At 64.4% G+C, this 14,075-nt stretch carries 14 protein-coding genes and 1 pseudogene; 6 read left to right on the top strand and 9 right to left on the bottom strand.

Annotation, left to right across the window (positions count from 1 at the left end; translation table 11 throughout):
• Positions 1-9: 9 nt before the first annotated feature.
• A complete protein-coding gene (locus tag BXA07_RS11660) occupies positions 10-597 on the bottom strand; it encodes a hypothetical protein (RefSeq protein ID WP_076568102.1) in 588 nt (195 codons plus the stop codon).
• A 95-nt stretch (positions 598-692) separates the two neighbouring features.
• Here BXA07_RS11660 and greB point away from each other — a divergent pair, with 95 nt between their 5' ends.
• Positions 693-1,259 (top strand): transcription elongation factor GreB, encoded by a 567-nt coding sequence (gene greB / locus BXA07_RS11655; protein ID WP_076568101.1) that lies wholly within the window; start codon positions 693-695, stop codon positions 1,257-1,259.
• 57 nt (positions 1,260-1,316) lie between these two features.
• Here greB and BXA07_RS11650 read toward each other — a convergent pair whose 3' ends face one another.
• The 3 genes from BXA07_RS11650 to gmk form a co-directional block, all read right to left on the bottom strand.
• Positions 1,317-3,590, bottom strand: coding sequence for a RelA/SpoT family protein (locus BXA07_RS11650; RefSeq protein ID WP_076568100.1), 2,274 nt, complete (start codon positions 3,588-3,590; stop codon positions 1,317-1,319).
• 82 nt (positions 3,591-3,672) lie between these two features.
• Entirely contained in the window at positions 3,673-3,876 is a 204-nt protein-coding gene (gene rpoZ, locus BXA07_RS11645) for a DNA-directed RNA polymerase subunit omega (protein WP_010400723.1), read from the bottom strand.
• A gap of 61 nt (positions 3,877-3,937) precedes the next feature.
• Positions 3,938-4,576: a guanylate kinase gene (gene gmk, locus BXA07_RS11640; protein WP_077407781.1), complete on the bottom strand. Its 639-nt coding sequence runs from the start codon at positions 4,574-4,576 to the stop codon at positions 3,938-3,940.
• 221 nt (positions 4,577-4,797) lie between these two features.
• Here gmk and BXA07_RS11635 point away from each other — a divergent pair, with 221 nt between their 5' ends.
• Positions 4,798-5,208, top strand: a complete 411-nt coding sequence (locus tag BXA07_RS11635) for a DoxX family protein (RefSeq protein ID WP_083708174.1) — start codon at positions 4,798-4,800, stop codon at positions 5,206-5,208.
• Positions 5,209-5,223: 15 nt separating this feature from the next.
• Here BXA07_RS11635 and BXA07_RS11630 read toward each other — a convergent pair whose 3' ends face one another.
• Together BXA07_RS11630 and BXA07_RS11625 are read right to left on the bottom strand one after the other, a co-directional pair.
• A complete protein-coding gene (locus BXA07_RS11630) occupies positions 5,224-5,550 on the bottom strand; it encodes a hypothetical protein (protein ID WP_076568098.1) in 327 nt (108 codons plus the stop codon).
• Between the two features lie 3 nt (positions 5,551-5,553).
• A complete protein-coding gene (locus BXA07_RS11625) occupies positions 5,554-6,444 on the bottom strand; it encodes a YicC/YloC family endoribonuclease (protein ID WP_076568097.1) in 891 nt (296 codons plus the stop codon).
• 299 nt (positions 6,445-6,743) lie between these two features.
• Between BXA07_RS11625 and rph the strand changes: the two genes are divergently transcribed.
• The 3 genes from rph to hemW all read left to right on the top strand — a co-directional run bounded on the left by rph (position 6,744) and on the right by hemW (position 9,466).
• Positions 6,744-7,472 (top strand): ribonuclease PH, encoded by a 729-nt coding sequence (gene rph / locus BXA07_RS11620; RefSeq protein ID WP_034787067.1) that lies wholly within the window; start codon positions 6,744-6,746, stop codon positions 7,470-7,472.
• A gap of 138 nt (positions 7,473-7,610) precedes the next feature.
• Positions 7,611-8,195, top strand: coding sequence for an RdgB/HAM1 family non-canonical purine NTP pyrophosphatase (gene rdgB, locus BXA07_RS11615; protein ID WP_076568096.1), 585 nt, complete (start codon positions 7,611-7,613; stop codon positions 8,193-8,195).
• Positions 8,192-9,466 carry a radical SAM family heme chaperone HemW gene (hemW, locus tag BXA07_RS11610; protein WP_076568095.1) on the top strand — a complete coding sequence of 425 codons (1,275 nt, stop codon included), beginning with the start codon at positions 8,192-8,194 and terminating at the stop codon, positions 9,464-9,466. The genes rdgB and hemW overlap by 4 nt, the downstream gene beginning before the upstream one ends.
• Here hemW and BXA07_RS11605 read toward each other — a convergent pair.
• The gene (locus tag BXA07_RS11605; RefSeq protein WP_076568094.1) at positions 9,463-10,641 is read right to left on the bottom strand and encodes a tetratricopeptide repeat protein; all 1,179 of its coding nucleotides are present in this window, start codon (positions 10,639-10,641) and stop codon (positions 9,463-9,465) included. The genes hemW and BXA07_RS11605 overlap by 4 nt on opposite strands.
• A 196-nt stretch (positions 10,642-10,837) precedes the next feature.
• On the opposite strand from BXA07_RS11605, the pseudogene BXA07_RS30120 reads away from it, so the two are divergent.
• A pseudogene (locus BXA07_RS30120) lies at positions 10,838-11,026 on the top strand (IS1595 family transposase); the annotation flags it as partial.
• Between the two features lie 31 nt (positions 11,027-11,057).
• Here BXA07_RS30120 and BXA07_RS11600 read toward each other — a convergent pair.
• On the bottom strand, positions 11,058-12,779 hold the full coding sequence (locus tag BXA07_RS11600; protein ID WP_076568093.1) for a methyl-accepting chemotaxis protein: 1,722 nt from the start codon (positions 12,777-12,779) through the stop codon (positions 11,058-11,060).
• A 122-nt stretch (positions 12,780-12,901) separates the two neighbouring features.
• The gene (locus tag BXA07_RS11595) at positions 12,902-13,975 is read right to left on the bottom strand and encodes a patatin-like phospholipase family protein (protein ID WP_076568092.1); all 1,074 of its coding nucleotides are present in this window, start codon (positions 13,973-13,975) and stop codon (positions 12,902-12,904) included.
• Positions 13,976-14,075 lie beyond the last annotated feature (100 nt).

The following is a 14,075-nucleotide window of genomic DNA, read 5'->3' as shown; positions in this document are numbered from 1 at the left end:
GTTTCTTCATCAGCGGCGCGCGCGCCAGAAGGCGGCGAAACGGCGCAGTACTCTGGCCGGGCGGGAATTATGACGGCTCGGGGTGCTCTTGCGCAAGCGCTGCCACCAGGCGCGGCGGGCGCGGCCCAGCGCGGCCGACAGGCGGCTGACACGGCGCCACGGGCGCGTGGCGCGCAGGCGGGCGATCCAGCGGTCCTTGGTTTCCATGAATACACCGTGCCAGCGCGCAAACCAGGGCAGGCTGAGCAGGGTGGGGCGCGTCAGGGTATACAGCCGCGCCACGGCGGCCGCGCCGCCCAGCTTGGCGACAACGATCACGCCGATGCCGGAGAAAGCATGGCCGCGCGCGATCGCCAGCAAGGCCAGCAGTTTGACGGGGAACAACAGCACGGCCGGCAGCACGAAGACGGCCAGCGCCCAGTACGGCGGCAGGCGCCTGATCCACGCTTCCAGCGCATGCAGGGGCGGAAACTGCGCCACCACCTGCATGATGCGCGCGCCCGTCGCCCACAGCCATTCCTCGATCAGCAAGACGATGGCGGCCAGGTAGACCAGCGGCGCGAACAGCCAGCGCCTGAATCTGTAGAATTTTTTCATCCGTCTCCGTGTGGCGCCCCGGTATGGCAGCCATTGCCTCGATGATACGATAAATCGGTGTGTCCGGCAGTCCTTGACGGGGCTACAATAGCTGCATGAATAAAGCATTTGTAAAAGAATCCGACAACGACGACGATGAAGAAGCGGCCGCGCTGGCGCTGGCCATTCCCGCCGGCGCCAAGAACTACATCACGCCGGCCGGCTACCAGCGCATCAAGGATGAGCTGCTGCAGCTGATCGACGTCGACCGTCCGGAAGTGGTGCGCATCGTCCATTGGGCGGCGTCGAACGGCGACCGCTCCGAAAATGGCGACTATATCTACGGCAAGCGGCGCCTGCGCGAAATCGACCGCCGTATCCGCTTTCTCACCAAGCGCATGGATCTGGCCGCCATCGTCGACCCCAGCGTGCACCATGGCAACGACCAGGTGTTCTTTGGCGCCACCGTCAAATACCGCACGGAGGACGGCGCAACGCACACCATCACCATCGTCGGCATCGATGAATTCGACCCCCTGAACGGCAAGATCAGCTGGGTCTCTCCGATGGCCCGCACCATCACCAAGGCGCGCGAAGGCGATTTGATCACCCTCAACACGCCGCAGGGCGAGCAGGAACTGGAGTTGCTGGAAGTGACGTATCCGGCGCCGGGGGAAACTTGAGCTGATGCTCTCGGCATGAAAAAACGGCTGGGCAGAGAATCTGGCCAGCCGTTTTTTTTAATTGCGCTCCCGGAGTATCCGGTTGACCCCGGCGACCCGGCGCACATTGCGCAGCAGGGCGGCCAGGTGTACGCGGTCCTTGACCTGCACGGTGAAGCGCAGCTGGTCGAGCACGTTGTCCTTGTCTTCGTCCATGCCGACATAGATGATGTTGGCGTCGGATTCGCCGATTTCGGCGGCCACGCGGGCGAGGATGCCCCGTTCGCTGTTGATCAGCACCTTGATGCGGCAGTCGAAGCGGCGGTTCAGTTCCGTTCCCCAGCGCACGGCGATCCAGCGGTCCGGTTCCTTGGCGCGCTGGCGTTTCGCTTGCGAGCAGTCGCTCGTGTGCACGAGCAAGCCCTGGTCGCGGCGCAGTTGGCCGATGATCTGGTCGCCGGGAATCGGCAGGCAGCACGGCGCCAGCTGTACCGAGACGCCTTCGCTGCCGCAGATGGTGACGGGGTCCAGTTCGCTGCCGCTGTTGTGTTCCACGGGCATGCTGGCCGCTTCGCCGCCGATCAGGCCGAAGATGTGGCGCGCCACCAGCGTGGCCATGCGCTTGCCGATGCCGATGTCCGCGTACAGCTCGTCCATGGAGTTGGCGCTCGACTCGTTGAGCAGGCGTTCGACCAGCGGCGCCGGCAGGTCGGCGTCGATATTGAGCGTCTGCAGCGCCTGCGACAGCAATTGCTGGCCCAGGGCGATCGATTCGGGCAGGTTGATCGTGCGCAAATGGTGGCGGATGGCCGAACGGGCCTTGCCGGTGCGCACGAACGACAGCCATGTCGGGCTGGGGCGCGACGAGGAATCGGTGATGATTTCCACGATGTCGCCATTGTGCAGCTCGGTGCGCAGCGGCGAGGTCTCGTTGTTGATTTTCACGGCCACGGTCTGGTCGCCGATGCCCGTATGGATCGAGTAGGCGAAGTCGATGGCCGTGGCGCCGCGCGGCAGGGCGATGATCTTCGATTTCGGCGTAAACACGTAGACGGAATCGGGGAACAGGTCGACCTTGACGTGTTCGAGGAATTCGGCCGAGTCGCCCGTCTGCTGCTGGATGTCGAGCAGCGATTGCAGCCACGCATGCGTGCGCTGCTGCAGGTCGGACGGGTTCGATTCGCCGCTCTTGTACAGCCAGTGCGCCGCCACGCCCGATTCGGCCGTGCGGTGCATGTCCTGCGTGCGGATCTGGAATTCCACGGGCGTGCCGTAGGGGCCGATCACGGTCGTGTGCAGCGACTGGTAGCCGTTCAGCTTGCGGATCGCGATGTAATCCTTGAACTTGCCCGGCATGGGCTTGTACAGGCTGTGCAGGGTGCCCAGGGTGACGTAGCAGTCGGCAAAGCTGCCCACCACCACGCGGAAACCGTACACATCCAGCACTTGCGAGAACGACAAGTGCTTGTTGCGCATCTTCTTATAGATGTCGTACAGGGTCTTTTCGCGGCCCGTGACTTCGGCATCGAGCTCGGCCATGGACAGGGTGCTTTTCACCGCTTCCATGATCTTGTTGACCACTTCGCGCCGGTTGCCGCGCGCCGCCTTGACGGCTTTCGCCAGCGTGCGGTAGCGCATCGGATACAGGTGCGAGAACGACAGGTCCTGCAGCTCGTGGTAGATATTGTTCAGGCCGAGGCGGTGCGCGATCGGCACGTACACTTCCATGGTTTCGCTGGCGATGCGGCGTTTTTTTGCCGCCGTCATGAAGTCCAGCGTGCGCATATTGTGCAGGCGGTCGGCCAGTTTGATCAGGATCACGCGCACGTCCGACGCCATGGCCAGCAGCATCTTGCGGAAGTTTTCCGCCTGCGCCTCGATCTGGCTCTGGAATTCGATCTTTTCCAGTTTCGACAGGCCATCGACGAGGTGCGCCACGGGCGCGCCGAAGCGTTCGATCAATTCTTCCTTCTTGACGTCCTGGTCTTCCATGACGTCGTGCAGCAGGGCGGCCATGATGGCTTGCGCGTCGAGTTTCCAGTCGGCGCAGATTTCGGCGACGGCGATCGGATGCGAGATGTAGGGCTCGCCCGAGCGGCGCATCTGGCCCAGGTGCATTTCGTCGGAGAAGCGGTAGGCTTCCTTGACTTTTTTCAGGTCGGCGGGGGACAGGTATTCGGCCAGCTTGTCGGCCAGGTGGCTGACGGAGGCCACGCCGAGGGCGGGCGCTGCGGGAGCGCCGCCTGCGGACGTGCCGGCACCGGGCGCGGAAGCGCCCAGCGGTTTTGCCGCCTGGCGCGGGGCCAGGGGCGGCAGTGCTGCGGAAGTCGTGTCGGCTGGGGTCAGACTCATAAAACGTCGCGTTGCTTTACAGTGTGAATAAAGGATACGGTAGAACCAGGGGTCAGCACTGTTCCGGCACGCGGGCTCCCAATTACATCGGGACCTTTTTCAGCATTTCGATACCGACTTTGCCGGCAGCGATTTCACGCAGTGCGACAACGGTAGGCTTGTCCTTGGCTTCCACCTTAGGGGTGTGGCCTTGCAACAACTGACGTGCGCGGTAGGTTGCAGCCAGGGTCAGCTGGAAACGGTTAGGGATCTGCTTCAGGCAATCTTCGATTGTGATACGGGCCATAGTAACTCCTAAAATTTTTTGCGTGGTGCTGTGTATGAACTGGCGTGCTGTCGCAGCGTTTTTATTCTGCGTGCAGGCCCAGCTGGGCGAATAGCGATGCGTTGCGGGCCGCTTGTTGCGCAAACCGGCAACGGGCCGCTCTCACGATCGCGCTCAGTTCGGACAAAGCGACCGTAAACTCTTCATTGATAATAACATACTCGAACTCGGGAGCGTGTGCGATTTCGCCGCCGGCCGCCAGCAGGCGGCGCGTGATCACATGCGGCTCGTCCTGGCCGCGCTTGTTCAGGCGTTCTTCCAGCGCATCGATCGATGGCGGCAGGATGAAAATGCCGGCCGCGCGCGGGAATTGCTTGCGCACCTGGCGCGCGCCCTGCCAGTCGATTTCCAGCAGGATGTCGGTGCCGGCCAGCATCTGCTGCTCCACCATGATGCGCGACGTGCCGTAGTAATTGCCATGCACTTCCGCCCATTCCAGGAACTCGCCCTGGTCGGCGCGCGCGACAAAGTCTTCCGCCGTGGTGAAATAGTACTCGCGGCCATGCTGCTCGCCCGGACGGGGCGCGCGCGTGGTGGTCGAGATCGACAGCTTGATGCCGGGCTCTTGCGCCAGCAATGCATTGACCAGTGTCGATTTGCCGGCGCCCGATGGCGCGGCAACGACGAACAGGCTGCCGGAGAAGGCGGTAGGGTGGCTCATGCGGATCTTTCCATATGCGTGTGATGGCGGCGCGTGCGTTGGCATGGGCGCCGCCCAATTCGGTATTTTACCAAGAGGCAAGGCGGCCAGCCAGTCCCCTGATGGCCTGCGCCGCCGCATGCCGGGCCGCAGCGCATATTTTGCTTGTTATCTTGCGGAAATAGTTATTTAATTTGGCATGTATTTTTCTTAATAACGATTCTTGACGGACAGGGGCGCGCATGAAAAATTTCCCGTTTCTCAGTTTTCCACAGGCCATGCTGTTGCTGCGCGTGGCCATCGCCGTGATGTTCATGGCGCATGCCATCACGCGCATCGCCAATGGCACGATTCCCCGCTTTGCCGGTTTCCTCGAAGACAAGGGTTTTATCTATGGCATGGCTGTCGTGTGGGCGATCACCGTGGTCGAGATCGTTTGTGGGAGCCTGCTCATCATCGGCAAGCATACGCGCTGGGCGGCGGCCGGGCTGATGGCCATCTGCATCGGCGGCATTGTCATCGTGCATGCGGCCAAGGGCTGGTTCGTGGGCGAACATGGCGCCGGCGGCGTGGAATACAGCATCGTGCTGTTTGTCGCCTGCGTCGTCATTGCCGCCAGCGACCCCGGCCGCGCCGGTACGCGCCTGGCGTAAATTGCCTGTCCTGTCTCAGCGGGGCAGCCGGCCCAGGGCGATTTCGCCGCTATTGAGCACGATGGCCCGCCCGTTCACATCGGTGCAGTCGCGGTTGCTGATGCGCACGACGGCGCTGTCGACCGATATTTCGGCCCCCAGATTGCTGCGCGAGCAGATGCGGTAGGAGGCGGCGTCGGCGCCCGTGTAGATGGCGGCGCCGCGTTCCTTGAGCGCGAAGCAGCCGGAGGCGCAGCCTTCGATCGCATACGGCGACGGCTGCTGCGCGGTTTGCGCTTGCGCGCCGGCCGCCAGCAGCGCCAGGGCCACGCTGGCCAGTGTCAGGGTGCGTGCTGCGCTCATCGCCTACTCCAGGTTCTGTACCTGTTCGCGCATCTGCTCGATCAGCAGTTTCAAGTCCATCGACGCGTCGGCCAGTTCCTTGACGGAAGCCTTGGCGCCCAGCGTGTTGGCTTCGCGGTTGAGTTCCTGCATCATGAAGTCCAGGCGCTTGCCCACTTGGCCGCCCTTGGTGAGAATGTGACGCGTTTCGCCCAGGTGGGCCGACAGCCGCGCCAGTTCTTCCGACACGTCGATGCGGATACCGTACAGGATCACTTCCTGGCGGATGCGTTCCATGGCATCCTGGCGCGACAGGGCCGAATTCGAGCCCTGGCTGGCCAGGCCCAGCGCGTCCTGCATGCGCTCGATGGCTTTTTGCTGGAAGGCCGCCACCACTTGCGGGATCAGCGGCGTGATGCGCTTGACGATGGCTTCCATCGCTTCGATGCGCGACAGCAGCACCGCTTCGAGCGCCGCGCCTTCGCGCTTGCGGCTGTCGACGAAGGCGGCCACGGTGCGGCGGGTCAGCGCGCCCACGTCCGCCTGCAGCGACTCCTGCCCCACTTGCGCTTCCTCAATGACGCCAGGCCAGCGCAGCAGTTCAGCCACCGTCATGACGGGGGCCGAGACGAAATGCTGGCCCACTTCCGCTTGCAGGCGCGCCAGTTCCGTCAGCAGGGGCAGGTTCAGGGCCTGCGTGCCGGCGGTGGCGGCCTTGCGGCCAAAGCTCAGGCGGACTTCGACCTTGCCGCGCGTGATGGCGGACATGACGGCGGCGCGCAAGTCAGGCTCCAGCGCCCGCAGATCGTCGTTGATGCGGAATTGCAGGTCGAGAAAGCGCGAATTGACGCTCTTGATTTCAATTGTCAGCGTGCCTGCAGCACCTTCGCTGGTGGCAACCGCGTAGCCTGTCATGCTTGAAATGCTCAAAGGATTCCCCGATTTGGTCTTGTATACAGTCACTTATACACTTAATCAGCCAGCGCAGGCAATACCGCCCGCGTCGTAAAACAGTGCCAGATCGCATGATGGCCTGAAAATTGCTGAATAGTGTGCGTTTTACGGCATTGTAAAGAAAATTGTGTATGGCGGGGCAGGATTGTAGGGATCATGTGTGCGCCCCCGTCATTGCGGCCTGCGCTGTTGCATGACTGCAAATGGATGGGCGCGCGGTGGTAAAATCGCTGCCGCAACCCAATCACACAGGACCTTCCATGACATTTGAATCCCGCCCGAGCGGCCGCGCCGTCGACGCGCTGCGCGCCATCCGCATCACCCGCCAGTACACCAAGCATGCCGAAGGCTCGGTGCTGATCGAGTGCGGCGACACCAAGGTCATCTGCACCGCCAGCATCGAAGACAAGGTGCCGGGCTTTCTCAAGGGCAAGGGACAGGGCTGGCTGACGGCCGAATACGGCATGCTGCCCCGCTCGACGCATACGCGCATGGACCGCGAGGCGGCGCGCGGCAAGCAGTCCGGCCGCACGCAGGAAATCCAGCGCCTGATCGGCCGCTCGCTGCGCGCCGCCTTCGATTTGCAGGCGTTTGGCGAGCGCACCTTGCACCTCGATTGCGACGTGATCCAGGCCGACGGCGGCACGCGCACGGCCTCCATCACGGGCGCCATGGTGGCCGCCTATGACGCGTTTTCCCAGCTGCAGGCGCGCGGCGCCATCGCCGCCATTCCCGTGAAAAGCTTCGTCGCCGCCATCTCGGTGGGCGTCTACCAGGGCATGCCGGTGCTGGACCTCGACTACGTGGAAGACTCGGGCTGCGACACGGACATGAACGTGGTGATGACGGAAGCGGGCCACTTCATCGAAGTGCAGGGCACGGCCGAAGGCGCCGCCTTCGACCGCGCCGGCATGAACCGCCTGCTGGACCTGGCGCAAGGCGGCATCGCCGACCTGATCGCCCTGCAGAAGCAGGCATTGGGCATCTGATCTTTACGTAAATTTACACATGGCCGCCCGCCGCGCCGGGCAAAAAACCCACATTTGCCGCTTCTTGCGGCAGCGGCGGGGCGAGGTGGGGGGCGTGCAAAAGGTTTACAATGTCGGCACTTCAACCGGATTACTGACATGACCCAACGCCTCATCCTCGCCTCGAACAATGCCGGCAAGCTCAAGGAGTTCAACGAGCTGCTCTCGATCATCGGTTTTTCCGTCCATGCCCAGGGCGAGTACGACGTCCCGGAAAGCGACGAACCGTTCCACACCTTCGTCGAAAACGCCCTGCAAAAGGCGCGCCACGCGTCTCGCCTGACGGGCTTGCCGGCGCTGGCCGACGATTCCGGCGTGTGCGTCAATGCGCTGGGCGGCGCGCCCGGCGTGTATTCGGCCCGCTATGCGGGCGAACCGAAATCGGACGCGGCCAACAGCGCCAAACTGATCGCCGACCTGGAAGCGCATGCCGACAAGTCCGCGTACTACTATTGCGTGCTGGTGTACGTGCGCCATGCGGACGACCCGCAGCCCGTGATCGCCGACGGCCGCTGGAACGGCGAGATGATCGCCTTGCCGCGCGGCAACGGCGGCTTTGGCTACGATCCGCATTTCTTCATTCCCGCGCTGGGCAAGTGCGCGGCCGAACTGACTTCCGACGAAAAGAACGCGCTGTCGCACCGGGGCCAGGCCCTGCGCGCGCTGGTGGAAAAGCTGCGATGATCCCGATCAAACTGGTGGGCGCCGTTGCCAAATCTGCAGCCAAGCCCGGCGCCGCCCCGGCGCCGCAGGAAGGTATCTCCGGCGCCGCCGGGGCGGCCCTGAAGTACCTGCAGCCGGGCGCGCTGAACCTGACGGCGCTGCCGCCGCTGTCGCTGTACATCCATTTTCCGTGGTGCGTGAAAAAATGCCCGTATTGCGACTTCAATTCGCACGAGGTGCGCGGCGACTTGCCGGAAGCCGAATACCTGGCGGCCCTGCGGCTGGACCTGGAAATGGCGCTGCCGCTGATCTGGGGCCGCAAGATCCACACGATTTTCATCGGCGGCGGCACGCCCAGCCTGATGTCGGCGGCGGGGCTGGACCGCTTGATGTCGGACGTGCGCACCCTGCTGCCGCTGGAGCCGGACTGCGAAATCACCATGGAAGCCAATCCGGGCACCTTTGAAGCGGAAAAATTCAAGTCCTACCGTGCCAGCGGCATCAACCGCCTGTCCATCGGCATCCAGAGCTTCAATGGGCGCCATTTGCAGGCGCTGGGGCGCATCCATGATGACAGCGAGGCACGCCGCGCGGTGGACATCGCGCACGCGAATTTCGACAATTTCAATCTCGACCTGATGTATGCGCTGCCCACGCAGACACTGGCCGAGGCGCAGCAGGACCTGGAGACGGCGCTGGCGTTCGCGCCGCCGCACCTGTCGCTGTACCACCTGACGCTCGAACCGAACACCCTGTTCGCCAAGTATCCGCCGGTGCTGCCGGACGACGACGAGAGCGCCGACATCGCCGACATGGTGGCCGCGCGCGCGGCGCAGGCGGGCTATGGCCGCTACGAAGTGTCGGCTTACGCGCAGCCGGGCCGCCAGGCGCGCCACAACCGCAATTACTGGGAATTTGGCGACTATCTCGGCATTGGCGCGGGCGCGCATTCGAAGATTTCGTTCCCGCACCGCGTGCTGCGCCAGGCCCGCTACAAGCAGCCGCGCGCCTACATGGACGCGGTACTGGCCGGCAATCCGGTGCAGGAAGAGCGCGAACTGGCGCGCGAGGAAATGGGCTTCGAATTCATGCTCAATACCTTGCGCCTGACGCAGGGCTTTTCGCCCAACCTGTTCGCCGAGCGCACGGGCGTAGCCCTCAACGCCATCGACAAGGCGCTCGATGCGGCCGAGGCGAAAGGCTTGCTGTACCGCGACCACCAGCTCATCCGCCCGACGGAACGGGGCTTGTGCTTCCTGAACGACCTGCAGCAGATGTTCCTGGAAGATTAACGGTTGGCGGCGCGCAGGCGCTGCAGCTTGGCGGCGTACAGTCCGTGATCGCTGCGCGTGGTGCTGTTGTCCATCGCCAGCTGCAGCTGCTGGCCGGCCTGCGCCAGCTGGCCCAGGCGCGCATAGGCTTGCGCCAGCCAGAAATGGAATTCGTGGTAGTACGGATCGCGTGCGATTTCGCGCTTGAACAGGCGCGCCGCTTCCTGGTAGTCGGCGTTTTTCATGGCCAGCTGGCCCAGGTTGAAAAAGTGGAATGGCGCCTCGGGCTGCAGGGCCAGCAGCCTGCGCCGCATCAGCAGCGCTTCATCTGTCCGCCCCAGTTCATCGAGCGCCTGCGCCAGGTTCGATAGCAGCACGGTGTTCGATGGCGAGCGCTCCAGCGCATAGGCCAGTGTGCGCCGTGCCGGCTCAAGGTCGCCGTGGCGCAGCTGGATGATGCCCAGTGTGTTGAACGCGCCCGAAAATGCGGGGTCTTGCACGATGGCGGCGCGGGCAAGCCAGTAAGCCTGGTCGAGCTCACCGCTGGCCATGGTTTCCGCGGCGCGGTTGTTGAGGTACATGGCAAGGACGGTCGTTTCGCTGATTGTGCGCGTGCGCTGGCCCGTCAGATCCTGGGGCGGCAGGAAGTCGATCAGCAGTTCCGTATCGACGTCATAAATGCCGCTTTCCTGAGCCATGCGTCGGCCCAGCACCAGGTTGACATGGCCGGCGACAAAGTATAAGTCTCCGCTACGGCTCCACGCATCGTCGCCCAGTACCGCCTGATAGCGAACCTCCAGTCCCATTTCCTTGGCCAGGGCAGCCGTCATCAACACCAGCGACAGGCAGTTCCCGCGGCGCTCATCGAAGGTTTGCGCCGCCGTGCGCGTCATGGCCGCATCGTATTCCACCTGCAGGCCGGCCTTGTTGTACAGCGCGTTGGCGAGCGCGCGGCGCGGATTCTTGCCGCGTGCCTCGCGCGCAATATCGATGCGCACATAGCGTTGCATGGCCTCGCTGACGGCAAATGCCCGCTGCGGCTCGACCGGCGTGGCGGGCGGGGCGAAGTTGGTGTCGTTGAACAGGTCGGGTGGCGGTGGCGGCGGGGAGGGCGCGGTGGCGCAGGAGGCCAGGACTGTGCACAGCAGCAGGGGGGAAAGGAGGCGCAGACGCAGTTGCTCTCTGATGCGTATCATGTTCGTGCTCCCGCAGAACGATGCGAGGCGCCCTTGTCCAGCAGCCGGTGGCGCGCCATCCCACCTGAAACAAGTATCCTCGCGCGCCATGCCGCTGTCAATTTCTTTGGCGCTGTCCCTGTTAAGTAGGGGATTTCCAGGAATCTTGCTCCGCCCCGGCTGTCTGACTGTCTATAGCAGACAAACAGGAGCCGCCCATGTACAGAACGTCAACGCTTATCACAGCCGCCTGCGCGCATGGCTGCGGCCCTTTCACGGCGTGGCGACGCGCTGCCTGTCGAATTACCTGGCACGGCGCTGGAACCTCGACGCCGGGCGCATCCGCTCGCCAGAAGCGTTACTGAAAGCAACGCTGGGAGCATTCCCACACCTGACGGTGAAATAGCCATTTCTTTCAGGTGGTGGCGTTGCCAGCCTTAAAACTCTTCCCAGTCCTGCTCGCTTGCCGTGTGCGTGGGGGACTGGCGCACCGGTGGCGTGCCCGGGGCCGCGCCTTGTGGCCTGGCAAGCGGCTTGCGGGGCGGCGGCTTGTGGGCCAAATGGCTGGCGGCCGGGCGCGCGCGGTGCGCCGGCGGCGCCGCCACGGCCACGTGGTCGAGCTGGAAACCGGCCGCCACCTGCGCCAGGCGCGCCGCCTGGTCCTGCATGCTTTCGGCGGCGGCCGCCGCTTCCTCCACCAGGGCCGCGTTTTGCTGCGTTACCTGGTCCATCTGCGCGATGGCCTGGTTGACCTGGTCGATGCCCATGCTTTGCTCGGCGCTGGCGGCCGTGATCTCGGCCATGATGTCGGTGACGCGACGCACGCTGTCGACCACTTCGCCCATGGTGCTGCCGGCCTGCTGCACCAGCCGGGTGCCGTTGTTGACCTGTTCCACCGAGTCGCCGATCAGGGTCTTGATTTCACGCGCCGCGGCGGCCGAGCGTTGCGCCAGGCTGCGTACTTCCGTGGCGACGACGGCAAAGCCGCGCCCCTGCTCGCCCGCCCGCGCCGCTTCGACGGCCGCGTTCAGGGCCAGGATATTTGTCTGGAAGGCGATGCCGTCGATGACGCCGATGATGTCGACGATCTTCGTCGATGCCGTATCGATGGCGCCCATGGTGTCGACCACCTGGCTGACGATGCTGCCGCCCCGTTCGGCCACGCCGGAGGCGGCCACGGCCATCTGGTTCGCCTGGCGCGCATTGTCGGCATTCTGTTTCACGGTCGACGTCAGCTCCTCCATTGACGAGGCCGTCTCTTCCAGTGAACTGGCTTGCTGCTCCGTGCGTGCCGACAGGTCGGCGTTGCCGGCGGCGATTTCGCCTGAAGAGGTGGCAATGGCATTGGTGCCCGTCTGTACCTCGGAGACGACCTTGCGCAGCGCTTCGTTCATGCCTTGCAGCGCGCGCATCAGGTCGCCAATTTCATCGCCGCTCGCCTTGTCGAATTGCGTGCGCAGGTCGCCCGCCGCAACGGTTTCTGCCACTTTCACTGCCGCCTGCAGGGGCGCGGTGATCGAGCGCGTGATCAGCCAGGCACAGACGCTGCCCAGCGCCACCACCAGGGCGCATAGCAGCAGCAACAGGGTGAAGCTGCGCTCATTGGCCGCCTCGATGGCGTGCGCCGTGGCGTCGATGGCCTTGCGCTGTTGCGACAGCAGGACCTTGACGTGGTTCTGGTAGCGGGCCGCAGCCGGGGCAAAGCTGTCGCGGTAGATGCTTTCCGCCTGGGCCGCGCTGCCGCCCTTGCGCGCGTTCATTACCTGTGTCTTGGCATCCTGGTATTTGACGCGCTCGGCAATGGACGCCTTGAAAATGGACTTTTCCTCTTCGCTGACGAGCAGGGACTCGATTTGCTTCAGCAGTTCGCCCCCCTGCCTGGTGCTGTCGGCGATGGTCTCGGCAAACACGCTCGACAGCGTTTCATCCGTGCTCCTGGCGATCATCGAGGTGCGCGCGATGGCCGAATAAATGAGTACATACCAGTCTGATACCAGGCGTTCCTTGGCCAGCGGCTTTTCCATCATGTGCCGGGTCGCCTCGGCATTCGCATGGGCACTGTACAACGCGTATGCGGTGGAGGCCACGGAGAGCAGCAGCACCAGCGCGAAACCCGCTGCCAGGCGCGTGCCGATACGAAGGTGGGAGAGAGCGTGCATGGTCGTAACTCCTGGCGCAAAGGGGATTTAAATTGCCTGTGCGACATAGTATGCACTGATAAGTGACCAAGAGGCGAGGGAAACGCGCGCTTGTTCGTGCGCCTGTTGCAGTCTCGCCCGTGCTACAGGTCGAGCGCCTGGCGCAGGTCCGGCTGCTCGGCCCAGCGGGCGAAAGCGGCGGCCATGCGCTCGCTTTCGGCGATGGCGCGGCGCCAGTCGCGCATGCGCGCCGCGTGGTCTTGCCCGTAATGGGAAAAGTCGCGCCGGTCCGGCAGCTTGCCGTTTGGCAGGCTGGCCACGAAGGCGGGCGAGGGCGAAACGAGGATCATGTTGTCGAGTGCGCTATCGCCGCCGCGCACGCGGCGCCAGGGCATGGCCTTGTCCAGCCAGCCCGGCACGATATGGTCGGCAAAATGCGGGTACAGCACCAGGTCCGGTTCCCGCTGGTAGGGCAGGTGCAGGTGGTAGTCGACCAGGCCGCCATCCCAGTAGCGTCCGGGCGGCGCGCCGGCGATGTCCGTCACCGCGTCGAGCACCAGCGGGATGGCGCCGGAAGCCAGCAAGGCTTCGCGCAGGTTGTCCTGCGCCAGCGGCACGAAATGCGAGTGAAAGGCGTCGAAGCGCGCACGCAGCCAGCTGGCGCCATCCGGGCCTGCATGAAATACAGTCCGTTCCAGCGAGGCGGCCAGCCGCGCACGCGCCACGGCGTTGTTGGCGGCCGCCAGCAGGAAACCGCGCCGGTCGCGCCATGTGCCCGGCTGCGCCAGCGCACCGATACCGCGCACGGCCAGCACGCCCAGGCTGTGGTGCGCATGCCGCAGCAGTTGCGCATCCTGGCCATCGAGCACGGCGTCGAGCAGGGCGCGGCAGGTACGGCTGACGTGCGCCGCCTCGGGCTTGTCGGGATAGCGCTGGCCCACGTACTCGCGCACCAGGCGGCGCTGCGCGGCGACCGGGTCGGGAAACACGGCGGCAGCCATGCGCCAGGCGCCGATCGAGGCGCCGACGAAATGACGCGGGCGCGGCGCCTGCGCCAGAAAGTCGCCGAACAGCCAGCAGTCAAGCTGGTGCAGGATCAGGCCTTTGGGTCCGCCCGCTGCGGCAGGCACGATGGCGACGTCGAGTGCGCGCAAGCCGCGTTCGGCGATGCGGGCGCGGGCGCGGCGGCCCAGGCGGATGGTGATCGGTGATTGCATGGCGTTGACGTTGGCAAGCGAGAAGCGGACTGTAGCTTTGCATTCTACCTTCTGCGTGGCGCCATGACACAGTTGTGCGCGCTATAGTCACATTGTTGAC

It is taken from the genome of Janthinobacterium sp. TND4EL3, from assembly GCF_900156175.1.
In the GTDB taxonomy this organism is placed as follows: domain Bacteria; phylum Pseudomonadota; class Gammaproteobacteria; order Burkholderiales; family Burkholderiaceae_D; genus Janthinobacterium.
The sequence above is the reverse complement of the archived record's forward strand: the minus strand, read 5'-3'. Positions and strand labels throughout refer to the sequence as shown.

Excerpts from the sequence above, each read along its gene's own strand:
- hemW (WP_076568095.1), top strand. The coding sequence starts at position 8,192 with ATGATCCCGATCAAACTGGTGGGCGCCGTTGCCAAATCTGCAGCCAAG.
- BXA07_RS11650 (WP_076568100.1), bottom strand. The coding sequence starts at position 3,590 with ATGAGTCTGACCCCAGCCGACACGACTTCCGCAGCACTGCCGCCCCTG.
- BXA07_RS11660 (WP_076568102.1), bottom strand. The coding sequence starts at position 597 with ATGAAAAAATTCTACAGATTCAGGCGCTGGCTGTTCGCGCCGCTGGTC.
- BXA07_RS11595 (WP_076568092.1), bottom strand. The coding sequence starts at position 13,975 with ATGCAATCACCGATCACCATCCGCCTGGGCCGCCGCGCCCGCGCCCGC.
- greB (WP_076568101.1), top strand. The coding sequence starts at position 693 with ATGAATAAAGCATTTGTAAAAGAATCCGACAACGACGACGATGAAGAA.
- BXA07_RS11635 (WP_083708174.1), top strand. The coding sequence starts at position 4,798 with ATGAAAAATTTCCCGTTTCTCAGTTTTCCACAGGCCATGCTGTTGCTG.
- gmk (WP_077407781.1), bottom strand. The coding sequence starts at position 4,576 with ATGAGCCACCCTACCGCCTTCTCCGGCAGCCTGTTCGTCGTTGCCGCG.
- BXA07_RS11630 (WP_076568098.1), bottom strand. The coding sequence starts at position 5,550 with ATGAGCGCAGCACGCACCCTGACACTGGCCAGCGTGGCCCTGGCGCTG.
- rdgB (WP_076568096.1), top strand. The coding sequence starts at position 7,611 with ATGACCCAACGCCTCATCCTCGCCTCGAACAATGCCGGCAAGCTCAAG.
- rph (WP_034787067.1), top strand. The coding sequence starts at position 6,744 with ATGACATTTGAATCCCGCCCGAGCGGCCGCGCCGTCGACGCGCTGCGC.
- BXA07_RS11600 (WP_076568093.1), bottom strand. The coding sequence starts at position 12,779 with ATGCACGCTCTCTCCCACCTTCGTATCGGCACGCGCCTGGCAGCGGGT.
- BXA07_RS11605 (WP_076568094.1), bottom strand. The coding sequence starts at position 10,641 with ATGATACGCATCAGAGAGCAACTGCGTCTGCGCCTCCTTTCCCCCCTG.
- rpoZ (WP_010400723.1), bottom strand. The coding sequence starts at position 3,876 with ATGGCCCGTATCACAATCGAAGATTGCCTGAAGCAGATCCCTAACCGT.
- BXA07_RS11625 (WP_076568097.1), bottom strand. The coding sequence starts at position 6,444 with ATGACAGGCTACGCGGTTGCCACCAGCGAAGGTGCTGCAGGCACGCTG.